Source organism: Streptomyces sp. NPDC030820, from assembly GCF_055572075.1.
Window position 1 is genome coordinate 1 of sequence record NZ_JBVIEB010000009.1, and the last position, 17,584, is coordinate 17,584.

Annotated in this window: 14 protein-coding genes; 4 read left to right on the plus strand and 10 right to left on the minus strand. The window is 69.8% G+C overall.

Annotated features, from left to right (window positions below; translation table 11 throughout):
* Nucleotides 1–116: 116 nt before the first annotated feature.
* From ACZ418_RS24625 to thyX, 3 genes are all read right to left on the minus strand, one after another.
* A complete protein-coding gene (locus tag ACZ418_RS24625) occupies nucleotides 117–1,802 on the minus strand; it encodes a ribonuclease J (RefSeq protein ID WP_468366590.1) in 1,686 nt (561 codons plus the stop codon).
* Between the two features lie 156 nt (nucleotides 1,803–1,958).
* Nucleotides 1,959–2,858, minus strand: a complete 900-nt coding sequence (gene dapA, locus ACZ418_RS24630; RefSeq protein WP_468366592.1) for a 4-hydroxy-tetrahydrodipicolinate synthase — start codon at nucleotides 2,856–2,858, stop codon at nucleotides 1,959–1,961.
* 212 nt (nucleotides 2,859–3,070) lie between these two features.
* Nucleotides 3,071–3,820, minus strand: a complete 750-nt coding sequence (gene thyX / locus ACZ418_RS24635) for an FAD-dependent thymidylate synthase (RefSeq protein WP_468366594.1) — start codon at nucleotides 3,818–3,820, stop codon at nucleotides 3,071–3,073.
* 180 nt (nucleotides 3,821–4,000) lie between these two features.
* Here thyX and ACZ418_RS24640 point away from each other — a divergent pair, with 180 nt between their 5' ends.
* Nucleotides 4,001–4,237 (plus strand): hypothetical protein, encoded by a 237-nt coding sequence (locus tag ACZ418_RS24640; RefSeq protein WP_468366597.1) that lies wholly within the window; start codon nucleotides 4,001–4,003, stop codon nucleotides 4,235–4,237.
* Between the two features lie 88 nt (nucleotides 4,238–4,325).
* Nucleotides 4,326–4,886, plus strand: coding sequence for a hypothetical protein (locus tag ACZ418_RS24645; protein WP_468366599.1), 561 nt, complete (start codon nucleotides 4,326–4,328; stop codon nucleotides 4,884–4,886).
* Nucleotides 4,887–5,012: 126 nt separating this feature from the next.
* Here ACZ418_RS24645 and ACZ418_RS24650 read toward each other — a convergent pair whose 3' ends face one another.
* The 6 genes from ACZ418_RS24650 to ACZ418_RS24675 form a co-directional block, all read right to left on the minus strand.
* A complete protein-coding gene (locus ACZ418_RS24650) occupies nucleotides 5,013–5,465 on the minus strand; it encodes a hypothetical protein (RefSeq protein ID WP_468366601.1) in 453 nt (150 codons plus the stop codon).
* Nucleotides 5,466–5,478: 13 nt separating this feature from the next.
* Entirely contained in the window at nucleotides 5,479–6,231 is a 753-nt protein-coding gene (gene dapB, locus ACZ418_RS24655; RefSeq protein WP_468366604.1) for a 4-hydroxy-tetrahydrodipicolinate reductase, read from the minus strand.
* Nucleotides 6,232–6,264: 33 nt separating this feature from the next.
* Nucleotides 6,265–7,644 carry a M16 family metallopeptidase gene (locus ACZ418_RS24660; RefSeq protein ID WP_468366606.1) on the minus strand — a complete coding sequence of 460 codons (1,380 nt, stop codon included), beginning with the start codon at nucleotides 7,642–7,644 and terminating at the stop codon, nucleotides 6,265–6,267.
* Entirely contained in the window at nucleotides 7,641–9,884 is a 2,244-nt protein-coding gene (locus ACZ418_RS24665; protein ID WP_468366608.1) for a polyribonucleotide nucleotidyltransferase, read from the minus strand. The genes ACZ418_RS24660 and ACZ418_RS24665 overlap by 4 nt, the downstream gene beginning before the upstream one ends.
* Before the next feature lie 343 nt (nucleotides 9,885–10,227).
* Nucleotides 10,228–10,515, minus strand: coding sequence for a 30S ribosomal protein S15 (gene rpsO / locus ACZ418_RS24670; protein ID WP_031118350.1), 288 nt, complete (start codon nucleotides 10,513–10,515; stop codon nucleotides 10,228–10,230).
* Nucleotides 10,516–10,697: 182 nt separating this feature from the next.
* Nucleotides 10,698–10,925 (minus strand): hypothetical protein, encoded by a 228-nt coding sequence (locus tag ACZ418_RS24675; RefSeq protein WP_468366611.1) that lies wholly within the window; start codon nucleotides 10,923–10,925, stop codon nucleotides 10,698–10,700.
* Nucleotides 10,926–11,136: 211 nt separating this feature from the next.
* On the opposite strand from ACZ418_RS24675, the gene ACZ418_RS24680 reads away from it, so the two are divergent.
* Nucleotides 11,137–11,466: a DUF397 domain-containing protein gene (locus ACZ418_RS24680; protein ID WP_468366614.1), complete on the plus strand. Its 330-nt coding sequence runs from the start codon at nucleotides 11,137–11,139 to the stop codon at nucleotides 11,464–11,466.
* A gap of 70 nt (nucleotides 11,467–11,536) precedes the next feature.
* On the opposite strand, the gene eccD is transcribed toward ACZ418_RS24680, so the two are convergent.
* The gene (gene eccD / locus ACZ418_RS24685) at nucleotides 11,537–13,045 is read right to left on the minus strand and encodes a type VII secretion integral membrane protein EccD (protein ID WP_468367390.1); all 1,509 of its coding nucleotides are present in this window, start codon (nucleotides 13,043–13,045) and stop codon (nucleotides 11,537–11,539) included.
* Between the two features lie 335 nt (nucleotides 13,046–13,380).
* Here eccD and eccCa point away from each other — a divergent pair, with 335 nt between their 5' ends.
* On the plus strand, nucleotides 13,381–17,346 hold the full coding sequence (eccCa, locus tag ACZ418_RS24690; protein WP_468366616.1) for a type VII secretion protein EccCa: 3,966 nt from the start codon (nucleotides 13,381–13,383) through the stop codon (nucleotides 17,344–17,346).
* Nucleotides 17,347–17,584 lie beyond the last annotated feature (238 nt).

The window sequence follows — 17,584 nt, forward strand, 5'->3', positions numbered from 1 at the left end:
CTCCTCCCCCCCCCCCCCCCCCCCCCCCCCCCCCCCCCCCCCCCCCCCCCCCCCCTTCCTCCCCCCCCCCCCCCCCCCCCCCCCCCCCCCCGCTCGGGTGATGCTCCGACGAGCCGTCAGACCTCCACGACCACAGGGAGGATCATCGGCCTGCGGCGATACGTGTCCGAGACCCACTTGCCGAGAGTGCGCCGAACGAGTTGCTGGAGCTGGTGCGGCTCCACGACACCGTCCTGGGCGGAGCGCTCCAGCGCTTCCGTGATCTTCGGAAGGACGTCGGCGAAGGCCGAGTCCTCGATGCCGGAGCCACGCGCCTGGACGTGCGGGCCACCGGTGATCTTGCCGGTGGACGAGTCCACCACCACGAAGACCGAGATGATGCCCTCGTCGCCGAGGATCTTGCGGTCCTTGAGGGCCGGCTCGCCGACATCGCCGACGGAGAGGCCGTCGACGTACACGTAACCGGCCTGGACCTTGCCGGAGATCTTGGCCTTGCCCTCGACCATGTCGACCACGACGCCGTCCTCGGCGATGACGATCCGGTCGTGCGGGACCCCGGTGAGTGCTCCCAGCTCGGCGTTGGCGCGCAAGTGCCGCCACTCGCCGTGGACCGGCATGAGGTTCTTCGGGCGGCAGATGTTGTAGAAGTACAGCAGCTCGCCCGCGGAGGCGTGGCCGGAAACGTGCACCTTGGCGTTGCCCTTGTGGACGACGTCGGCGCCCCAGCGGGTCAGGCCGTTGATCACCCGGTAGACCGCGTTCTCGTTCCCGGGGATGAGCGAGGACGCCAGGATGACCGTGTCGCCCTCGACGATCCGGATCTGGTGATCCCTGTTCGCCATCCTCGACAGCGCCGCCATCGGCTCGCCCTGGGAGCCCGTGCAGACCAGGACCACCTCGTGGTCGGGAAGGTCGTCCAACGTCTTGACGTCGACCACCAGGCCAGGCGGGACCTTCAGATAGCCGAGGTCACGGGCGATGCCCATGTTGCGGACCATGGAGCGGCCGACGAAGGCGACCCGGCGACCGTACTCGTGGGCCGCGTCCAGGATCTGCTGGATGCGGTGGACGTGGCTGGCGAAGCTCGCCACGATGATCCGCTTGCGGGCACCGGCGAAGACCTGGCGCAGCACGTTGGAGATGTCGCGCTCGTGCGGAGTGAAGCCCGGGACCTCGGCGTTCGTGGAGTCGGTGAGCAGGAGGTCGATGCCCTCCTCGCTCAGCCGGGCGAAGGCGTGCAGGTCGGTGAGGCGGTTGTCCAGCGGGAGCTGGTCCATCTTGAAGTCGCCGGTGTGCACCGCCATGCCGGCGGGCGTGCGGATGGCGACGGCCAGTGCGTCCGGGATCGAGTGGTTGACGGCGACGAACTCGCAGTCGAAGGGGCCGATGCGTTCACGGTTCCCCTCGGCCACCTCGAGGGTGTACGGGCGGATCCGGTGTTCCTGGAGCTTGGCCTCGATCAGGGCGAGGGTCAGCTTGGAGCCGATCAGCGGGATGTCCGGCTTCTCGCGGAGCAGGAACGGGACGCCGCCGATGTGGTCCTCGTGGCCATGCGTGAGGACGATGCCCTCGATGTCGTCGAGGCGGTCCCGGATGGACGAGAAGTCCGGCAGGATCAGGTCGATTCCGGGCTGCTCCTCCTCGGGGAAGAGCACTCCGCAGTCGACGATCAGGAGGCGGCCGCCGTACTCGAAGACCGTCATGTTTCGGCCGATCTCGCCGAGACCGCCGAGCGGGGTGACGCGCAGGCCGCCCTCGGGGAGGGGCGGGGGCGGGCCGAGTTCGGGATGCGGATGACTCAAAAGACTCTCCTCACCACACGCGCCACGTACCGGTCGGGCACGTGGCGCGTGAGACGTTCGTGCAGAAGCAGTTGTTGTTGTGGGGTTGCGGGCACCGGTGGCCCGTCTCTTCTGTTGATCTTCAGTTGTGAAGCCTGTGTGGTGCCAAGTCTGTTGTCAGAGCTGTACCCCGCCGGCGGCAAGATCGATCTTGAGCTGGGCGATCTCCTCGGGCGAGCACTCGACCATGGGCGAGCGCAGCGGGCCCGCGGGCAGTCCCTGGAGGGCGAGCGCGGCCTTGGTGGTCATGACGCCCTGGGTGCGGAACATGCCGGTGTAGACCGGGAGCAGCTTCTGGTGGATCTCGGTGGCCTTGACGACGTCGCCGGAGATGTACGCATCGACGAGGGCGCGCAGGTCGGGGGTGACGACGTGGCCGACGACCGAGACGAAGCCGACCGCGCCCACGGAGAGCAGCGGGAGGTTCAGCATGTCGTCGCCGGAGTACCAGGCGAGGCCCGACTGTGCGATGGCCCAGCTGGCGCGGCCGAGGTCACCCTTGGCGTCCTTGTTGGCGACGATCCGGGGGTGCTCGGCGAGCCGGACGAGGGTCTCGGTGTTGATCGGGACGCCGCTGCGGCCGGGGATGTCGTAGAGCATGACCGGCAGGCCGGTGGCGTCGGCGACGGCTGAGAAGTGCCGGTACAGGCCCTCCTGCGGGGGCTTGTTGTAGTACGGCGTGACGACCAGCAGGCCGTGGGCGCCGTCGCGCTCGGCCTGGCGGGCCAGCTCGATGCTGTGGTGGGTGTCGTTGGTGCCGACGCCGGCGACGACGTGGGCGCGGTCTCCGACGGCCTCCAGGACGGCTCGTACGAGGTCCGATTTCTCCGCATCGCTGGTGGTGGGGGACTCGCCGGTGGTGCCGTTGATGATCAGGCCGTCGTTGCCTGCGTCCACCAGGTGGGCGGCGAGCCGCTGCGCGCCGTCGAGGTCGAGTGCGCCGTCCGCCGTGAAGGGCGTGACCATGGCGGTGAGGACCCGCCCGAAGGGGGTCTGCGGAGTCGAGGTCGGAGCCATGGGTAACACGCTACTCGGTGCTCCCTGTGCGGTCTGCCCTCGGGGGGTCGGGAAAGTCAGGACAAATGCGGAGCCCGGCACTGCCTGCTCGGGGGTTCAAGCAGTGCCGGGTCCGTTTGATCAGGCTAGATGAACTTCTCTAAATGCCGCAATACGGACACTTCGCGAGGCTGATCCGTACATCCGTTCCGCGCGGGGGGAACAGGGCTTCGCTACGGGGCCACCCGTCCGTTCGCGTTGAAGGCGGCGTACGTCAGCGGCATGAGCTTCGCCCACTCCGCCTCCATCTTCTCGCCGACCATCTCGATCTCCCGCTGCGGGAAGGAGGGCACCTTGGCCAGCTCGTGCTGGGTGCGCAGACCGAGGAAGTGCATCAGGGAGCGGGCGTTGCAGGTGGCGTACATCGAGGAGTAGAGGCCGACCGGGAGGGCCGCACGGGCGACCTCGCGGGCGACGCCCTCGGCGAGCATCTTCTGGTAGGCCCCGTACGCCTGCTCGTACGACTCCCGCAGGGTGCCGGTGACCGCCTCGTGCTGGGCCGGGGTGCCCTCGGCGAAGACGTACTTGCCGGGGCGGCCCTCCTGCACGAGCTTGCGGTCGGCGCCGGGGACGTAGAAGACGGGCTGGAGCTCCCGGTAGCGGCCGGACTCCTCGTTGTACGACCAGCCGACCCGGTGCCGCATGAACTCGCGGAACACGAAGATCGGGGCGCTGATGAAGAACGTCATCGAGTTGTGCTCGAACGGGCTGCCGTGCCGGTCGCGCATCAGGAAGTTGATCAGCCCCTTGGAGCGCTCGGGGTCCTTCTTCAGCTCGTCCAGGGACTGCTCGCCGGCGGTCGAGACCCGCGCGGCGAAGAGGACGTCGGCGTCCGAAGCACTGGACTTCACCAGCTCGACGGTGACGTCACTGCGGAACGTGAGCGACTCGGGGGTGGTCACGGGGGTTGGGGTCCTTCCCATCACAGCTGTGGTTCGCGCCCACCTTACGGGGCACCCGCCCGGGCCACGGCAGCACCTCGACAGTATCTGGCCTCAAAAATCCCACCATGGATTTTTTCCGACATGGGCACCTTTTGTGTCACTCGAGCGTCTGTATGGGTGAGGCCTGCACGTTCGACCCCGAAAGGAGACGTTCCCGCGATGTTCGGTCGGCGCGAGCCCGTACCCTTCGTCTTCCTGGCCGAGGCGGACAGGTTCCGCAGCAATGTCACTCCCCCGCCCCGTCCGCGCGCTTCCTTCGGGGAGACGGCCGGGCGCTGGCTGCTGGGGCTCACCCTCGTCGCCGGGCTGGTGGGAGCCCTGATCCTCGGCATGCCGGCGATGTCCACCCCGTCCAGTACGCCGACGCAGCAGTCCCAGGCCTCTCAGGGGCACTGACTCTTCCGGCCACCCGAGGGTGGTGAGCCAGAACAGCGGCGGATAGCCTCACCGGCACAGCCACGCACGCATCGAGTGAGGACCAGCCGTGCCCCTGTCCTTTCTGACGGCCGACCGCACCTTCGAGGCCGCTTCCGAGAGCGCGCTGCCGTTCGACGACCGGGAGCGCTGGCGGCGCCCCTACCGTCCCGGTCCGTGGCGTGTGGGTGTGGCGGCGCTGGTGCTGCTGCTCGCCTCCTTCGTGCTGTTCGCCGCCGTGGCCATCGCCCTGACCCGGTCGGTGTCCTCCGCCGGGGCGGTGCTGACAGCGGCGCTCCTGCTCATAGCCGGCGCGCTGCGGCTGCTGCGCATGGGCGTGTGGGTGAGCGGGCGCGGGCTGCGCCACGTCGGCTTCCTGGTGACGCGTACGGCGCCGTGGGCGCGGGTGCTCTCGGTGCGGACGGTGCAGCAGCCGGTGCGCTGGCTGGGGCTGCCGCGGACGGTGCAGGGGCAGGCGCTGATGCTCGTGCGCAAGGACCGGGCGGCCGAGGACACGCCTGAGTTGCTGACGACTCACACGCTGGACTTCCTGGGCCGCCCGGCCGCGTTCGACCGGGCGGCGGACACGGTGGAGGCTTGGGCGGCGGAGTACGGCGGCGGGCGCGGCTGACCGACGGTGCCCTGTGCAGGCGCCGGCCCGGGATGGAGGCGGGCGCTGCTCGCTGTGAGGTGCCGCTGCGCCCACCCGTGCCGCCCCTAGCGGCACGACTGCCCCGCAGCGGCGGCACCACGAAAGCTAGGCCTGGACCGGCTTTCCGTCGTGCAGGGCGATGGCCCTTTGCATCGCCTTGCGGGCCCGTGGGGTGTCGCGGGCGTCGTGGTAGGCGACGGCGAGGCGGAACCAGCAGCGCCAGTCGTCGGGGGACGCCTCGGTCTCGGCCTTGCGCTTGGCGAAGACCTCGTCGGCCGAGTCGCGGTCGATCCGGCCGCTGGGCAGGCGCTTCAGCTCGTCGACCGGCAGGCCGCCCTCGGCGTCGAGTTCGGCGGCGAGGGCGTTGGCCCTGCGGACGAACTGGGTGTTCTTCCACAGGAACCACAGCCCGATGACCGGCAGGATCAGCACCGCCACCCCGAAGGTGACGGTCAGGACCGTGCCGGACTGGATGAGCAGCACGCCGCGGCTGCCGACCAGGACGAAGTAGAAGACCAGGACGGCGGCCGTGACGAGGTAAGTGATCTTCGCGCGCATCGGGGAGTCTGTCTCAGCTCAGGTCCAGGAAATGTTCCAGGCCGAAGGTCAGGCCCGGAGTGGTCACCACGCGGCGGGCGCCGAGCAGGATGCCCGGCATGAAGCTGCTGTGGTGCAGGGAGTCGTGGCGGATGGTGAGGGTCTCGCCCTCGCCGCCGAGCAGCACCTCCTGGTGGGCCAGCAGGCCGCGCAGGCGTACGGCGTGGACCGGGATCCCGTCGACGCTCGCGCCGCGCGCGCCGTCCAGGGCCGTCACCGTGGCGTCCGGCGCCGGGGCCGTACCGGCGGCCCGGCGGGCCTCGGCGATGAGCTGGGCCGTGCGCGTGGCCGTACCGCTCGGCGCGTCCACCTTCTTCGGGTGGTGCAGCTCGATGACCTCGACCGACTCGAAGTACGGCGCGGCGATCTGCGCGAACTTCATCGTCAGGACGGCGCCGATGGAGAAGTTCGGCGCGATGAGCACACCGGTCTCGGGGGACTCGGCCAGCCAGCCCTTCAGCTGTGCGAGGCGCTCCTCGGTCCAGCCGGTCGTGCCGACGACCGCGTGGATGCCGTGGTGCACGCAGAAGTCGAGGTTGTCCATGACGGAGTCGGGGGTGGTCAGCTCCACGGCGACCTGGGCGCCGGTCTCCGCCAGGGTCTGGAGCTTGTCGCCCCGGCCGAGGGTTGCGACCAGCTCCATGTCCTCGGCGGCCTCGACCGCCTTGACCGCCTCGGACCCGATCCGGCCCCTGGCACCGAGGACCGCCACGCGCAGCTTGCTCATCTCTTGCTTCCTTAGGGAGTGACCGGGAGGTGTTCAGGCGACGGCGTCGTGCAGCCGCGCGGCCTGCTTGTCCTTGAGCGGGCCGATGACCGACAGCGACGGGCGTTGTCCCAGGATGTCGCGGGCGACCGAGCGGACCTCGTCCGGGGTGACCGCGGCTATCCGGTCCAGCATGTCGTCGACGGACATCTGCTCGCCCCAGCACAGCTCGCTCTTGCCGATGCGGTTCATCAGCGCGCCGGTGTCCTCCAGGCCGAGGACGGTGGAGCCCTGGAGCTGGCCGATGGCGCGGGCGATCTCGTCGTCGGTGAGGCCGTTGACGGCGACGTGGTCGAGTTCGTCGCGGCAGAGCTTCAGCACGTCGTGCACCTGGCTCGGCCGGCAGCCCGCGTACACGCCGAACAGACCGCAGTCGGCGAAGCCTGAGGTGTACGAGTACACGCTGTAGGCGAGGCCGCGCTTCTCCCGGACCTCCTGGAAGAGGCGGGATGACATGCCGCCGCCGAGGGCGGTGTTGAGCACGCCCATGGCCCAGCGGCGGTCGTCGGTGCGGGCGAGGCCCGGCATGCCGAGGACGACGTGTGCCTGCTCGGTCCTGCGGCCGAGCAGCTCTACCTTGCCGGAGGTGCGGATCGTGCGGCTGCCGTCGCGCGGGCCGATGGGCTGCGCTTCGAGGCCGTTGAACGCGCCCGCCTTCTCGAAGGCCGCGCGGACCTGTCGTACGACCTTGTTGTGGTCGATGTTGCCGGCGCAGGCGACCACCAGGTGGGTGGGGTCGTAGTGCTTCCGGTAGAAGCGGCGGATGCGGTCGGCGGTGAGGGCGTTGACCGTGTCGACCGTGCCGAGGACGGGACGGCCGAGGGCGTTGTTGCCGAACATGGTGTGCGCGAACAGGTCGTGCACACAGTCGCCCGGGTCGTCCTCGGTCATGGCGATCTCTTCGAGGATCGCGCCGCGCTCGACGTCGACGTCCTCCTCGAGGATCAGCGAGCCGGTCAGCATGTCGCAGACCACGTCGATGGCGAGCGGCAGGTCGTTGTCGAGCACGCGCGCGTAGTAGCACGTGTACTCCTTGGCCGTGAACGCGTTCATCTCGCCGCCGACGGCGTCGATGGCGGAGGAGATGTCCAGCGCGCTGCGCTTCTGTGTGCCCTTGAAGAGCAGGTGCTCCAGGTAGTGCGTGGCGCCGTTCAGGGCCGGGGTCTCGTCGCGGGAGCCGACGTGCGCCCAGATGCCGAAGGTCGCGGAGCGGACCGAGGGCAGGGTCTCGGTGACGATGCGCAGGCCGCCGGGGAGGGTGGTCTTGCGGACCGTGCCGATACCGTTCACGCCCTTGATGAGGGTTTGGGTACGGGCGACGGCCCGCGCCTCCGAAGAGGGGCGGGCCGTCACCTGGGAGCTACGGGACGTCACTGCTCGGCGTCGTCCTTGTTCTCGTCGTTGCCCGCGGCGGAGCCGCTGTTGGACTCAGCCTCGCCCTCGATCACCGGAACGAGGGAGAGCTTGCCGCGGGAGTCGATCTCGGCGATCTCGACCTGGACCTTCTGGCCCACGCCGAGGACGTCCTCGACGTTCTCCACGCGCTTGCCGCCGGCGAGCTTGCGGATCTGCGAGATGTGCAGCAGACCGTCCTTGCCGGGCAGCAGGGAGACGAACGCACCGAAGGTGGTCGTCTTCACGACCGTACCGAGGTAGCGCTCGCCGACCTCGGGCATCGTCGGGTTGGCGATGCCGTTGATCGTGGCGCGGGCGGCCTCGGCGGAGGGGCCGTCGGCGGCACCGATGTAGATCGTGCCGTCGTCCTCGATGGTGATCTCGGCGCCCGTGTCCTCCTGGATCTGGTTGATCATCTTGCCCTTGGGGCCGATGACCTCGCCGATCTTGTCGACCGGGATCTTGACGGTGATGATCCGCGGTGCGTGCGGGCTCATCTCGTCGGGCCGGTCGATGGCCTCCATCATCACGTCGAGGATGTGCAGGCGGGCGTCGCGGGCCTGCTTGAGGGCCGCGGCGAGGACGGAGGCGGGGATGCCGTCCAGCTTGGTGTCGAGCTGGAGGGCGGTCACGAACTCCTTGGTGCCGGCGACCTTGAAGTCCATGTCACCGAAGGCGTCCTCGGCACCGAGGATGTCGGTGAGGGTGACGTAGTGCGTCTCGCCGTCGATCTCCTGGGAGATCAGACCCATGGCGATACCGGCGACCGGGGCCTTCAGCGGCACACCGGCGTTGAGCAGCGACATGGTGGAGGCGCAGACCGAACCCATGGACGTCGAGCCGTTGGAGCCGAGGGCCTCGGACACCTGGCGGATCGCGTACGGGAACTCCTCGCGCGTCGGCAGCACCGGCACGAGCGCGCGCTCGGCGAGGGCGCCGTGGCCGATCTCGCGGCGCTTCGGGGAGCCGACGCGGCCGGTCTCACCGGTGGAGTACGGCGGGAAGTTGTAGTTGTGCATGTAGCGCTTGCGGGTCACCGGGGAGAGGGTGTCCAGCTGCTGCTCCATGCGGAGCATGTTGAGGGTGGTGACGCCCAGGATCTGGGTCTCGCCACGCTCGAACAGCGCGGAACCGTGCACCCGCGGAATCGCCTCGACCTCGGCGGCGAGCGTACGGATGTCCGTCACGCCGCGGCCGTCGATGCGCTTCTTCTCCTTGATCACGCGCTCGCGGACCAGCTGCTTGGTGAGCGAGCGGTACGCGGCGGAGATCTCCTTCTCGCGGCCCTCGAACTCCGGCAGGAGCTTCTCGGCGGCGAGACCCTTGACGCGGTCCAGCTCGGCCTCGCGCTCCTGCTTGCCGGCGATGGTGAGCGCCTGGGCGAGCTCGGGCTTGACCGCGGCGGTCAGGGCCTCCAGGACGTCGTCCTGGTAGTCCAGGAAGATCGGGAACTCGCCGACCGGCTTGGCGGCCTTGGCGGCGAGGTCGGACTGGGCGCGGCACAGGACCTTGATGAAGGGCTTGGCGGCCTCCAGACCTGCGGCGACGACCTCCTCGGTCGGCGCCTCGGAGCCACCTTCGACCAGCTTGATGGTCTTCTCGGTGGCCTCGGCCTCGACCATCATGATCGCGACGTCGCCGTCCTCCAGGACGCGACCGGCGACCACCATGTCGAAGACGGCGTCCTCGAGCTCGGTGTGCGTCGGGAAGGCGACCCACTGGCCGCGGATCAGCGCGACGCGGACGCCGCCGATCGGGCCGGAGAAGGGCAGACCGGCCAGCTGCGTGGACGCGGACGCGGCGTTGATCGCCACGACGTCGTACAGGTGGTCGGGGTTGAGCGCCATGACCGTGCAGACGACCTGGATCTCGTTGCGCAGGCCCTTCTTGAAGGACGGGCGCAGCGGGCGGTCGATGAGGCGGCAGGTGAGGATGGCGTCCTCGGAGGGGCGGCCCTCACGGCGGAAGAAGGAACCGGGGATCTTCCCGGCCGCGTACATGCGCTCCTCGACGTCGACCGTCAGCGGGAAGAAGTCGAGCTGGTCCTTGGGGTTCTTGGAAGCGGTGGTGGCCGACAGCACCATGGTGTCGTCGTCCAGGTACGCCACGGCGGAACCGGCGGCCTGCTTGGCCAGGCGGCCCGTCTCGAAGCGGATCGTACGGGTGCCGAAGGCGCCATTGTCGATGACGGCCTCGGCGTAGTGGGTCTCGTTCTCCACTAGCGTTTTCTCCGTTACATATCGTCTTTCGTCCCTTGGCTGCCCGTGTGGCAGGGGGACGGCGGTGGAGAAGCGCGCCGTGCGGTGCGGGCCGGTCTTCGATCGAAGCACCCGGGGCTCGCTTCCCCCCGGGGGCCACTACCGAGGACCGGCGGCGGCTAGGTGCGCTTCTCCTCGTTCTGTGTTGTACGTCGTTCTGTGTCGTACGTATTGCGTTGTGCTACCACACTACAAAGCGTGAGTGACACTCCGCACGTTTCCGCACGTGCGAGGAAGGTTTCCGCACGTACGACGAAGGGAGCGGTCCCCGGGTCCTTCCGGGAACCGCTCCCTTCACGGCGTCTTACTTGGCGCCCGCAGCACCACGGCGGATGCCGAGGCGGTCGACCAGCGTACGGAAGCGCTGGATGTCCTTCTTCGCCAGGTACTGGAGAAGGCGGCGGCGCTGACCGACGAGGATCAGCAGGCCACGGCGGGAGTGGTGGTCGTGCTTGTGGGTCTTGAGGTGCTCCGTCAGGTCGGAGATCCGACGGGAGAGCAGAGCGACCTGGACCTCGGGGGAGCCGGTGTCACCCTCCTTGGTACCGAACTCGGCCATGATCTGCTTCTTCGTAGCGGCGTCGAGCGACACGCGTACTCCTCATAGTCTGTTGAATGCCACCGAGTGCCCCCGGTCTACGTCTCGGGGGAGCTTCCGTTACTCGGGAGGCGGGGATCCGCTGGGCGCGGCCACCAGAGCCTTTTCGGAGGGCTCCGGAGGTGCGTACACAAACGGCCGTCACTCAGGGTACCAGCACGGTTCGGCCGTCCGTGTCACCCGTCGCGCTGGGCGTTCCAGATCAGGACGGCCACGATCACGAGGACCAGGACGATGACCGTGATCCACACGGAGCCGCCGCCGGATCCGTGGCCCCCGTAGTGGTGGTGGCCGCTGGAGTAGCTGCCGTGATAGCTGCTGTGGTAGCCGCCGCCCCGGCCGCGCCCCAGGGCGAGGACGTCGGTCGACGGGAGGGACCATGGGGCAGTGCCGGGCATGCTCATGCCCGGGAATTTACGTGCCCATGGCATGCCATGGGCACGCTCGTTGCGTGCCTGTGACGAAACCTCCGCTCTGCGGGCACAAGCGGCCGCCCCGTGCTTGCAGCCGTACCTCCTCCAGGCGTTGACCAGCCGGTTTCTCGGTACGCGTGCGTGGACTCCCAGTAGGGTGACGACGCAACGCTGTCCGTATGCCGAAGGGGGCCGCTTCACCATGGCCGAGACACAGGGCGCGAGCGCCGGGACGCCGGCGCCGGAATCGCAGGAAGACGTCAAGGCGCGCAAGGAGCGGGAACGGGACGAGCTGTACGCACTCGACATCTCCGGCGTGGAGTGGCACTGCGCGCCCGGCACGGAGGAGCACGAGGAGCGGGTCGAGATCGCATATCTGCCCGGCGGGGCGGTGGCGATGCGCTCCTCCCTCGACCCGGACACCGTGCTGCGCTACACCGAGGCGGAGTGGCGTGCGTTCGTGCTGGGGGCGCGGGACGGGGAGTTCGATCTGGAGCCGTCGGAGCGCAACGGGGGCCTTGCGGCGCAGTGAGCGGAAGATGAGAAGAGGGCGGCACGCATGTGTGCCGCCCTCTTCTCGTGGCCTTCCCCGGCGTCGGTCCTCAGCTGGTCATCGCCCGTGCACGCGCGTACACGTCGAACACGGCCAGCGCCAGCGGGATCAGCGTGAGCAGGACGAAGCTCTCGGCGATCTCCAGGAAGCGGCCCCAGAAGGGGGTGACACCGCGGCGCGGAGTGATCAGACCGATCGCGGTGACCAGGGCGGTGGCCGCACCGACCGCCGCGGCGAGCCAGATGCTGCGGATGTCGAGCGACGAGGTGTCGCCCTGGAAGGCGTCGATCAGATAGCTCCGGGGCGGGTTCAGGGCGAGCCCGAGACCGAGGAAGACGATGGCGGCGAGGCCGGCCGCCAGGGTGGCACCGACCTGCGCGGTGTAGCGGAACAGGTGAGCCCGCATCAGCATCGCCACGCCGGTCGCGAGGGCCAGGAGCTGGGCCCAGACGTTGCTGGAGAAGCCGAGGACGATCGACGCGCCCACCGCGACCAGGGCACAGCCCCCGACGAGCCCGACGAGAAGTTCATGGCCGCGCCGGGCCTGGGCGGCCACCCGCTCGGCGTCCACGGGCTCCTGCGGGGCGGGCTCGCCGGTGGCGTAGCCGCCGCGGGAGGGGTTGGGCGGTTCGAAGCCGATGGGCAGCCGCGCGAAGCGCATGGACAGACCCGGCAGGAAGGCCAGCGCCACGACGGACAGCGGGGCGCAGATGGCGGCCGTCTCGATGGGCCGCAGATCGGTGAGGGTCGCGATGAAGGTGGTGACCAGACCGATGGCGGAGGCGAAGAGGAACGCCACGAAGGGTCCGTCACCGCCGGGCGAGATAAGGGTGAGCACCAGGGAGGCGACGAGGACCGCCGTGCAGGCGAGCAGGAACTGGAGCCGTCCGATGCCCTCGTGATGGGCGAGCGGCAGCAGTCCCGAACCGGCCACGCCGATGTTCGGCAGGGCACCGAGTCCCAGCGCGACCGCGGAGCCCCGGTCGTCGTACACACGCGCGCGTACGCAGGCGATGGTGACCAGCAGGATGCCGGTGACGCCCGCGATGATGCCCTGCAGGCTGTGCATGTCGTGGTGGACCTGGGAGCTCCAGGCCACGAAGGCCAGCAGCGCCGGCAGGATGCCGCCGGCGACGAGACCGGCGGCGCGGGTGAGGTCGCCGCTCCACAGGGTGCGGTCGCGGGTGACGGCGGAAGCCACCGCCTCGGAGACGTCGTCGAGGACGGCGGGCGGCAGCGACTCGGCGAACGGGCGCAGGGTGAGCAACTCGCCGTCGAGGATGCGCTGCGCCGTGAAGGACCGGGCGCCGTCGAGGACGGTGCCGTCGCGCCGTACCAGGTGATAGCCGACCGGAGCGCCCTCGGCGGGGCTCTGCTGGGACAGGCGCAGTACCTCCGGGTACAGGTCGGCGACCGGTACGTCGTCGGGCAGCGCCACGTCGATGCGGCTGTCGGGCGCCACGATGGTCACCCGGCAGAAGCCGAATCCCATGCCCGCCCCTGAAGGGGCTCCGGTGCCGTGTCCGCCGGTCGCGCCGGCCGGCGCGGAGGCCGTCATGCTCACCTGCTGTTCCCCCTCGTCGGTGGTGGGCGGTCCGCGGTACCGCCGCGCACCTTCCGCCCGTAAAAATCCTGTGTAGGTTGTGCGGCGCCACACGCTCCACCGGTCAACCGAGCGGTCGTATCCGGGGTTTGCGGGGAGGCGCCTCCTTCGAACCGTTGCGGATTGCCCGAGTTTTCCCGGAACGATTCGCAACTGCTCACGCGTCTCACCGGCACCCTACCGCCAGCCGTTGTCAGTGGTTGTCAGTAGGATCGCGCTTCGCGATCGACGTTCGCCTGACACGGGGCGGCGGACGAAAAATCTCGGTCCGGCAAGGGAATTGGTGCGTAGTGAGCCACATCGTCGTCAAGCGCCCACCGCGGGCACTGCCGAAGGAAGTGCCCACGGACGAGGTCCTGCTGCAAGCTCCGCCGGAACTGCCGCGCGGCCAGCAGGAGAGCGCTTGGATGCAGCTCCTGCCCATGCTCGGCATGGGCGGGTCGGTGGTGTTCTTCTTCAACCCGCAGGCCCAGCCCTTCATGAAGATCATGGGCCTGCTGATGGTGGCCTCGACGGTCGCCATGGGCATCTCGATGCTGGTCCGCTACCGGCGCGGCAACCAGGGACAGATGGCCGACATGCGCCGTGACTACCTGCGTTATCTGTCGCAGACCCGGCGCACCGCCCTGGACACCGCCAAGGCCCAGCGCGACGCGCAGTACTACCTGCACCCTTCGCCGGAGCAACTGTGGGCGCTGGTCGCCGAGGGCAGCCGGGTGTGGGAACGGCGTACCGGGGACGAGGACTTCGGACAGGTGCGCGTGGGTCTCGGTCCGCAGTCCCTGGCCACTCCCCTGATCCCGCCGGAGACCGCTCCGGTGGACGAGTTGGAGCCGCTCACCGCGGGCGCCATGCAGCGCTTCCTGGCCACGCACAGCACCCTCGACGAGCTGCCGATGGCGGTCTCGTTGCGCGCCTTCTACCACGTGACGATCAGCGGCGAGCCCGGCACCGTGCGCGGCGCCGCCCGTGCCGTCACCGCCTCCCTCGCCTCGCTGCACTCCCCCGAGGACCTGGTCATCGCCGTCGTCGCGGAGCGCCGGTCGGCGCCCGAGTGGGAGTGGGCCAAGTGGCTGCCGCATGTGCAGGCCCCGGGCCTCGCCGACGGTGCCGGCAGCATCCGTCTGATCACGACCGACCCGGTGGAGCTGGAGGACCGGCTCGCCTCCCGTCTCCAGGGCCGCCCGCGCTTCCACCCCGGTGGCCCCCCGGTCCCCGAGCAGCCGCATGTGGTGGTCGTGCTCGACGGCGTCTCCCTGCCTCCGACCTCCCTGCTGGCCAGCCCCGAGGGCATGCAGGGGGTGACGGTCCTGGAGGTCGTGCCGGGCGACCTCACCATCGGCCGCGGCGACCTGTCCGTCATCGTGCAGCCCAAGGAGCTGCGCCTGGAGTCGGCCCACGGCATGGTCTACGAGGGAACCCCGGACGTCCTGTCGTACGAGGCCGCCGAGGCGCTCGCCCGCCAACTGGCGCCGCTGCGGATGGCGTCGGGCGGGGACGACGACGAACCGCTGCTCGCGAACCTGGAGTTCACCGACCTGCTGAACCTGGGCGACGCGGCCTCGGTCGACCCGAAGCGGACCTGGCGGCCGCGCTCGCAGTCGGAGCGGCTGCGGGTGCCGATCGGTGTCGGTGAGGACGGCCGGCCCGTCATGCTCGACCTCAAGGAGGCCGCGCAGGAGGGCATGGGCCCGCACGGCCTGTGCGTCGGCGCCACCGGTTCCGGCAAGTCGGAGCTGCTGCGCACGCTGGTCCTCGGCCTCGCGGTGACCCATTCCTCCGAGACGCTGAACTTCGTCCTCGCCGACTTCAAGGGTGGCGCCACGTTCGCGGGCATGGCCCAACTGCCGCACGTGGCGGCCGTGATCACCAACCTGGCCGACGACCTGACCCTCGTCGACCGCATGGGCGACTCGATCCGCGGTGAGCTGAACCGCCGCCAGGAGATGCTGCGCGACGCGGGCAACTACGCCAACATCCACGACTACGAGAAGGCCCGCGCGGCCGGCGCCCCCCTGCAGCCCATCCCGTCCCTCGTGCTGGTGATCGACGAGTTCAGCGAGCTGCTGACCGCCAAGCCGGACTTCATCGAGATGTTCGTGCAGATCGGCCGTATCGGCCGTTCGCTGGGCGTGCATCTGCTGCTGGCCTCGCAGCGCCTGGAGGAGGGCCGCCTGCGCGGCCTGGAGACCTATCTGTCGTACCGCATCGGTCTGCGCACGTTCTCGGCGGCCGAGTCCCGCGCCGCGATCGGCGTGCCGGACGCCTACGAGCTGCCGAACGTCCCGGGTTCCGGCTTCCTGAAGTTCGGCACCGACGAAATGACGCGGTTCAAGGCGGCGTACGTCTCCGGCGTGTACCGCACGAGCTCGCAGCAGGCCGCGGCGTACGGCGGCCCGCTGCCCGTCGACCGCAGGCCGGTCCTCTTCACCGCGGCCGAGGTGCCGGTGCAGTACGCGCCGGTCCCCCGGCAGCGCAAGGAGGTGGCGGCCGAGCAGCAGGACGACGCGCTCGCCGACACCGTCCTCGACGTGATCGTGCGCCGCCTGGAGGCACAGGGTCCGGCCGCCCACCAGGTATGGCTGCCCCCGCTGGACAGCCCGCCGTCGCTCGACGCGCTGCTGCCGGGCCTCGCCCCGGTGCCCGGCCGTGGCATGACCCAGCCGGGCTACGAGGGCGCCGGCCGGCTCGTCGTCCCCGTCGGCCTCATCGACAAGCCCTATGAGCAGCGGCGCGACCCGCTGTGGCTCGACTTCGGCGGCGCGGCCGGCCATATGCAGATCATCGGCGGCCCGCAGTCCGGCAAGTCGACACTGCTGCGTTCGATCATCGCCTCGTTCGCCCTCACGCACACCCCTCGGGAAGTGCAGTTCTACGGCCTGGACTTCGGTGGTGGCGGTATGGCCGCGGTGTCCGGCCTGCCCCATGTGGGCGGCGTGGCCTCACGCCTCGACCCGGAGAAGGTCCGGCGTACGGCGGCCGAGGCGTACGGCGTCATGACCCGGCGCGAGGAGTACTTCCGCTCCGCGGGGATCTCCTCCATCGCGGAGTTCCGCTCCCGTCGGGCGCGTGGCGACATCTCGGTGACCGACCAGCCCTGGGGTGACGTCTTCCTCGTCATCGACGGCTGGGGCAACTTCCGCACGGACTACGAGGCGTTGGAGCCGCTGGTCCTGGACATGGCCCAGCGGGGTCTCGGTTACGGCATCCACGTGATCATCACCGCGTCGCGTTCGATGGAGGTCCGGGCGAACCTCAAGGACCACCTGATGAACCGCCTGGAGCTGCGGCTCGGTGACCCGATGGACTCGGACATCGACCGCAAGATCGCGGCCAACGTGCCCACCGGGGTGCCGGGCCGCGGCCAGACCCCGCAGAAGCAGCACTTCATGGCGGCGGTCCCGCGCATCGACGGCCTCTCCTCCGACACGGACCTGGCGGAGGCCACGACCGCGCTGGCGGCCGAGGTCTCCCGGCACTGGCAGGAGCCCGGCGCGCCCGAGGTACGCCTGCTGCCCCGCGAGTTCCCGGCGACCCAGCTCCCGCCGGGCGACCGGTTCCCGGACCGGGGCATCTCCTTCGCCCTCGACGAGGACAACCTCGAGCCGGTGTTCGTGGACTTCGAACAGGACCCGTTCTTCCTGGTGTTCGGCGAGAGCGAGTCCGGCAAGTCGAACCTGCTGAAGCTGCTGATCAAGCGCCTCACCGAGCGTTACGACGGCCAGAGCTGCAAGCTGTTCGTCGTCGACAACCGGCGCTCGCTGCTCGGGGTGACCCCGGACTCGCACCTGGCCGAGTACATCCCCATGTCGAACCAGATGCAGCACCACATGGACGCGCTGGCCGACCTGATGCAGCGCCGTACGCCGACCGCCGACGTGACCCCGGAGCAGCTGCGCAACCGCAGCTGGTGGCGGGGCCCCACGGTGTACGTCGTCATCGACGACTACGACCTCGTGTCCACGTCGAGCGGCAACCCGCTGGCCGGCCTGACGGAACTCCTCCCCTTCGCCCGCGATGTCGGCGTCCGCTTCATCATCGCGCGCTCCACGGCGGGCGCCGGCCGCGCCGGCTACGAGTCCTTCATGCAGCGCATCAAGGAACTCGGCGCCCAGGGCGTGGTCCTCGCGGGCGACCCGGCGGAGGGCGAACTGCTCGGCGGAGTACGGCCGCGGCCGATGCCGGCGGGGCGTGGCATCTTCGTTTCGCGGAAGCGGGGCAAGCCTATGGTGCAGGTGGGGCTCGTGGAGTCCTAGCGGACAGTCATCCTTTCGAGCGATACGGCTCTCGGGCCGAACCGGATGCCGCGGACCTTGTTGGTCCGCGGCATCTTGGCGTTCTGCACAGGGCTGAAGTGGAGGGCCTTGTGTGTGCAATCGGGATCGCCGCTCCGTCGGTTCGCACGTCCTGATATTTCTACCCGCATCAGACGATCCACTGGGGAACGCTAAACGGTCCTGAGGGAAACCCATGACCGAGCGGGCACTGCGCGGG

Coding starts and splice junctions, on each gene's coding strand:
- ACZ418_RS24640 (WP_468366597.1), top strand. CDS start 4,001: ATGTTCGGTCGGCGCGAGCCCGTACCCTTCGTCTTCCTGGCCGAGGCG.
- ACZ418_RS24675 (WP_468366611.1), bottom strand. CDS start 10,925: ATGAGCATGCCCGGCACTGCCCCATGGTCCCTCCCGTCGACCGACGTC.
- ACZ418_RS24680 (WP_468366614.1), top strand. CDS start 11,137: ATGGCCGAGACACAGGGCGCGAGCGCCGGGACGCCGGCGCCGGAATCG.
- thyX (WP_468366594.1), bottom strand. CDS start 3,820: ATGGGAAGGACCCCAACCCCCGTGACCACCCCCGAGTCGCTCACGTTC.
- dapB (WP_468366604.1), bottom strand. CDS start 6,231: ATGAGCAAGCTGCGCGTGGCGGTCCTCGGTGCCAGGGGCCGGATCGGG.
- ACZ418_RS24650 (WP_468366601.1), bottom strand. CDS start 5,465: ATGCGCGCGAAGATCACTTACCTCGTCACGGCCGCCGTCCTGGTCTTC.
- dapA (WP_468366592.1), bottom strand. CDS start 2,858: ATGGCTCCGACCTCGACTCCGCAGACCCCCTTCGGGCGGGTCCTCACC.
- eccD (WP_468367390.1), bottom strand. CDS start 13,045: ATGACGGCCTCCGCGCCGGCCGGCGCGACCGGCGGACACGGCACCGGA.